The organism is Polaromonas sp. P1_E1_2, from assembly GCF_056406035.1.
Genome location: NZ_JBFUAZ010000368.1, coordinates 1 through 4318 on the forward strand (window position 1 = coordinate 1; position 4318 = coordinate 4318).

The window sequence follows — 4318 nt, forward strand, 5'->3', positions numbered from 1 at the left end:
CCCGTATTTCATGACCAAGCACGAGAGCGAAAAAATCGTGCGCAAGGAATGCAAGGTGCCGTGGACGGTGTTTCGCCCTGCCATGGTGGTCGGCGACAGCACCACCGGCGAAATGGACAAGATCGACGGGCCGTAYTACTTCTTCAAGCTGATCCAGCGCATGCGGCAGCTGCTGCCGCCCTGGATGCCGGCAGTGGGGCTGGAGGGCGGGCGRGTCAACATCGTTCCGGTCGAYTTTGTCGTCGMTGCGCTGGACCACCTCAGCCACAAAACCGGTATTGCCAAAAAATGCTTTCACCTGGTGGACCCGGTGGGCTACCGCGTCGGCGATGTGCTGGACATCTTCAGCCGCGCAGCCCATGCGCCCAAGATGAACCTGTTCGTGAATGCCGCCCTGCTGGGCTTTATCCCGCGCGGCGTCAAAAAGAGCCTGATGGCGCTGGCGCCGGTGCGCCGCGTACGCAATGCGGTGCTGGCCGACCTGGGCCTGCCGGAAGACATGCTGACGTTTGTCAACTACCCGACCCGCTTTGACTGCCGCGACACCCTGGCCGCGCTCAAGGGTTCGAACATCGAATGTCCCAACCTGAAAGACTACGCCTGGCGCCTCTGGGATTACTGGGAACGCCACCTGGATCCCGACCTGCATATCGACCGCTCGCTGCGGGGCACGGTCAACGGCAAGGTGGTGCTGGTCACCGGTGGTTCGTCAGGCATCGGCCTGGCGGCGGCGCACAAGTTTGCCGATGCGGGTGCCATCACCATCATCTGCGGGCGCGACCAGGACAAGCTCGACGAAGCCTGCAAGGAAGCCAAGGCCAAGGGCTATAACTTCGTGGCTTACCCGGCCGACATCGCCGACATGGTGGATTGCGACCGTTTCATCAAGGAGCTGATCGCCAACCATGGCGGCGTCGACTTCCTCATCAACAACGCGGGCCGCTCCATCCGCCGCGCCATTGAGGCCAGCTACGACCGCTTTCACGATTACGAGCGCACCATGCAGCTCAATTACTTTGGCTGCCTGCGCGTGACCATGGGGCTGTTGCCCGGCATGGCTGCCAAGCGCAAGGGCCATGTGGTCAACATCAGCTCCATCGGTGTGCTGACCAATGCGCCGCGCTTCTCGGCCTATGTGGCCTCCAAGGCCGCGCTGGACGCCTGGACGCGCTGCGCATCCAGTGAGTTTGCCGACGTCGGCATCAGCTTTACCACCATCAACATGCCGCTGGTGCGCACGCCCATGATTGCGCCGACCAACCTGTACAACAACGTGCCCACGCTGTCCCCTGAAGAGGCCGCCGACATGATTGCGCAGGCCTGCATCTTCAAGCCGGTGCGCGTCGCTACGCGCCTGGGTATCACCGGCCAGCTCATGCATGCGCTGGTGCCGCGCATTGCCCAGATCGCCATGAACACCAGCTTTCGCATGTTCCCCGACTCATCGGCCGCCAAGGGCGACAAGAGCGCCAAACCGACGCTGTCGGCCGAAGCGGTGGCGATGCAGCAGATGATGCGCGGGATTCATTTCTGAGCCTGTTCCAGACTTGATGCCAAACGGACCTGGTTCTCCAGGCCCGTTTTTCGTTGGCGGCGCCGCGGCTGGGGGATAATCCCGGTCCAGGCGCCGTTGCCGCACGTGTGCCGTCAACAAAGGCTATCCATGATTCTGGTCACTGGCGGAGCCGGTTTTATCGGAGCCAACTTCATTCTGGACTGGCTCGCGTTGCACGATGAGCCGATCCTCAATATCGACAAGCTCACCTACGCGGGCAACCGCGACAACCTTCGTGGGCTTGAGGGTGACAGCCGCCATGTCTTTGCGCACGGCGATATCGCCGACAGCCGGTGGGTGGCCAGCCTGCTTGCGTTGCACCGGCCGCGCGCCATCATCAACTTCGCGGCGGAGTCGCATGTCGACCGCTCCATCGACGCGGCCGAAGAGTTTGTGCAGACCAATATCGTAGGCACTTTCCGCCTGCTGGAGGCCGCGCGCGCCTACTGGTCGGGGCTGGAAGGATCAAGCGGCACGAACTTTCGGTTTTTGCAGGTGTCGACGGATGAAGTCTATGGCTCGCTGACGTCGGCGGCGGCGGCTTTCCGCGAAGTTGACCGCTATGAACCCAACAGCCCTTATGCCGCAAGCAAGGCGGCCGCCGACCACCTGGTGCGTGCCAGCCATCGCACCTATGGCCTGCCGGTGCTTACCACCAACTGCGCCAACAACTATGGGCCCTACCAGTTTCCGGAAAAACTGATCCCCCACATGATTGTTGCAGCGCTCGAAGGGCGGCCCCTGCCGGTCTACGGTGATGGCCTGCAGGTGCGCGACTGGCTGTATGTCAAGGACCATTGCAAGGCGATCCGCATGGTGCTGGAGGCCGGCCGGCCCGGTGAGACCTACAACATCGGTTGCCAGGGAGAAAAAACCAATCTGGATGTCGTGCGCACGATTTGCCGCCTGCTCGATGAATTGCGGCCGGTGCCGGCCGGCTATGCCGGCTTGATCACCCATGTAGCCGATCGCCGCGGCCATGATGCCCGTTACGCCATCGATTCGAGCAAGATCCGCCATGAGCTGGGCTGGCATGCTGACCAGAGCTTCGAAGCCGGCCTGCGCCACACCGTGCGCTGGTACCTGGACAACCCAGGTTGGCTGCAAGCGGTGCGTGAGCGCGGCCATACCGGGTGAGTCCATGCTGAAGATCCTGCTGTTCGGCAAGAGCGGGCAATTGGGCGCGGAGCTCTTGCGCAGCCTGGCCGCGTTGGGCGAGGTGATTGCACCTGATCGGAGTCAGCCTGGCGGCGACCTTGCCGACAGCGTTGGTATCCGGAACGCCGTACTCGGAGCCAGGCCCGATATCGTCGTCAATGCGGCGGCTTTCACCGACGTTGATGCGGCCGAGGGCCAGCCTGATATGGTCAACGCGATCAATGCCGATGCACCGGCCGTGCTGGCCCGGTCGTGTGAAGAGACCGGCGCCTGGTTTGTTCACTATTCGAGCGACTATGTCTTTGATGGCAGCGGAGGAACGCGGCCGTGGACCGAGGACGACACCGCCTTGCCGCTGAACGCCTATGGCCTTGGCAAGCTGCTCGGCGACCAGTTGGTCGCGAAAAATTGCGCACGGCACCTGATCTTCCGCACAAGCTGGCTTTATGCGGCGCATGGTGAAAACTTTGCAAAGAAAATCCTGCACAAGTTGCGCAGGGACGGCCGGCTGGCGGTGGTTAACGACCAGTTCGGTGCACCCACCGCAGCGGCCTGGCTGGCCGACCTGACTGTGTTGGCGTTGACGCGCGTTCTCGCGGATGAGCAATTGGCCGGGCTTTATCACGCGGCTGCCGCCGGTGAAACTTCCTGGCATGGCTATGCGTGTTTTGTCGTTGAGCAGGCACAAAAAACCGGCCTGTTGCCCAGTGTGCCCATCGATGTGGTCCAGCCCGTGGCGTCAACTGCTTACGCGCAGGCAGCCCGCCGCCCATTGAACTCGCGACTTGATACTTCGAAGCTGCGGCGGACTTTCGGGGTCGACATTCCCGATTGGCAAACCGGTGTCGCCAAAATGGTTGAGGAGCTCTCATGAAAGTCACCCCGACGGCCCTGCCCGAAGTGCTGCTGATTCAGCCTGAAGTTCATGCCGACGCGCGGGGCCTGTTTCTCGAAAGCTTCAACAGGCGCGATTTTGAGCGGGCAACCGGGCTTGACGGCGGTTTTGTACAGGACAATCATTCGCACTCGGCTCGCCACGTGCTGCGCGGCCTGCATTACCAGCTCAGGCAACCCCAAGGCAAGCTCGTGAGGGTGGTCAGCGGCAGCATCTGGGATGTTGCGGTCGACGTCCGGCGCTCCTCGCCGAATTTCATGCGTTCGGTCGCGTTCGAGCTGTCGGCCCAGGAGCATCGGCAGCTTTGGGTGCCGCCGGGCTTTGCGCACGGCTTTTTGGTGCTTAGCGAATTTGCCGACGTGCTGTACAAGACCACCGACTACTACGCCGCCGAACATGAACGCTGCATCCGTTGGGACGACCCGGATCTGGCGATTTCCTGGCCCCTGGCGGGCGCTGTGCCTCTGCTTTCAGCCAGAGATTGTGACGGCGTGACTATGGCGCAGGCGGAGCTGCCGCCATAGCCGCCACGCGTACTATTTTTTTGACCAGACAACCCGGTTGATGTAGTCGATGTAGCTCGTCACGACACGTACAATCTGCGTCGAGACGAATGGATTTTCGTAGTCGGCAATGGGCAGAACCGGGCGCCGGTCGCGGTCATATTGCGACGTCACGATCTCGATGGCGTCTATCACGCGGTCCTTCTT

4 protein-coding genes are annotated in these 4318 nt (G+C 62.0%); all 4 read left to right on the top strand.

What is annotated here, in order from left to right:
* A partial coding sequence (locus tag AC1D1P_RS15795; RefSeq protein WP_477673627.1) for an SDR family oxidoreductase occupies positions 1–1534 on the top strand: 1534 nt, incomplete at its 5' end.
* 129 nt (positions 1535–1663) lie between these two features.
* Positions 1664–2692, top strand: a complete 1029-nt coding sequence (rfbB, locus tag AC1D1P_RS15800) for a dTDP-glucose 4,6-dehydratase (RefSeq protein ID WP_477673628.1) — start codon at positions 1664–1666, stop codon at positions 2690–2692.
* Positions 2670–3587, top strand: a complete 918-nt coding sequence (rfbD, locus tag AC1D1P_RS15805) for a dTDP-4-dehydrorhamnose reductase (RefSeq protein ID WP_477673629.1) — start codon at positions 2670–2672, stop codon at positions 3585–3587. Before rfbB ends, rfbD begins: the two co-directional genes overlap by 23 nt.
* Positions 3584–4132, top strand: coding sequence for a dTDP-4-dehydrorhamnose 3,5-epimerase (gene rfbC / locus AC1D1P_RS15810; RefSeq protein WP_477673630.1), 549 nt, complete (start codon positions 3584–3586; stop codon positions 4130–4132). Before rfbD ends, rfbC begins: the two co-directional genes overlap by 4 nt.
* The last annotated feature ends 186 nt before the right edge of the window (positions 4133–4318 follow it).

Excerpts from the sequence above, each read along its gene's own strand:
- rfbB (WP_477673628.1), top strand. The coding sequence starts at position 1,664 with ATGATTCTGGTCACTGGCGGAGCCGGTTTTATCGGAGCCAACTTCATT.
- rfbC (WP_477673630.1), top strand. The coding sequence starts at position 3,584 with ATGAAAGTCACCCCGACGGCCCTGCCCGAAGTGCTGCTGATTCAGCCT.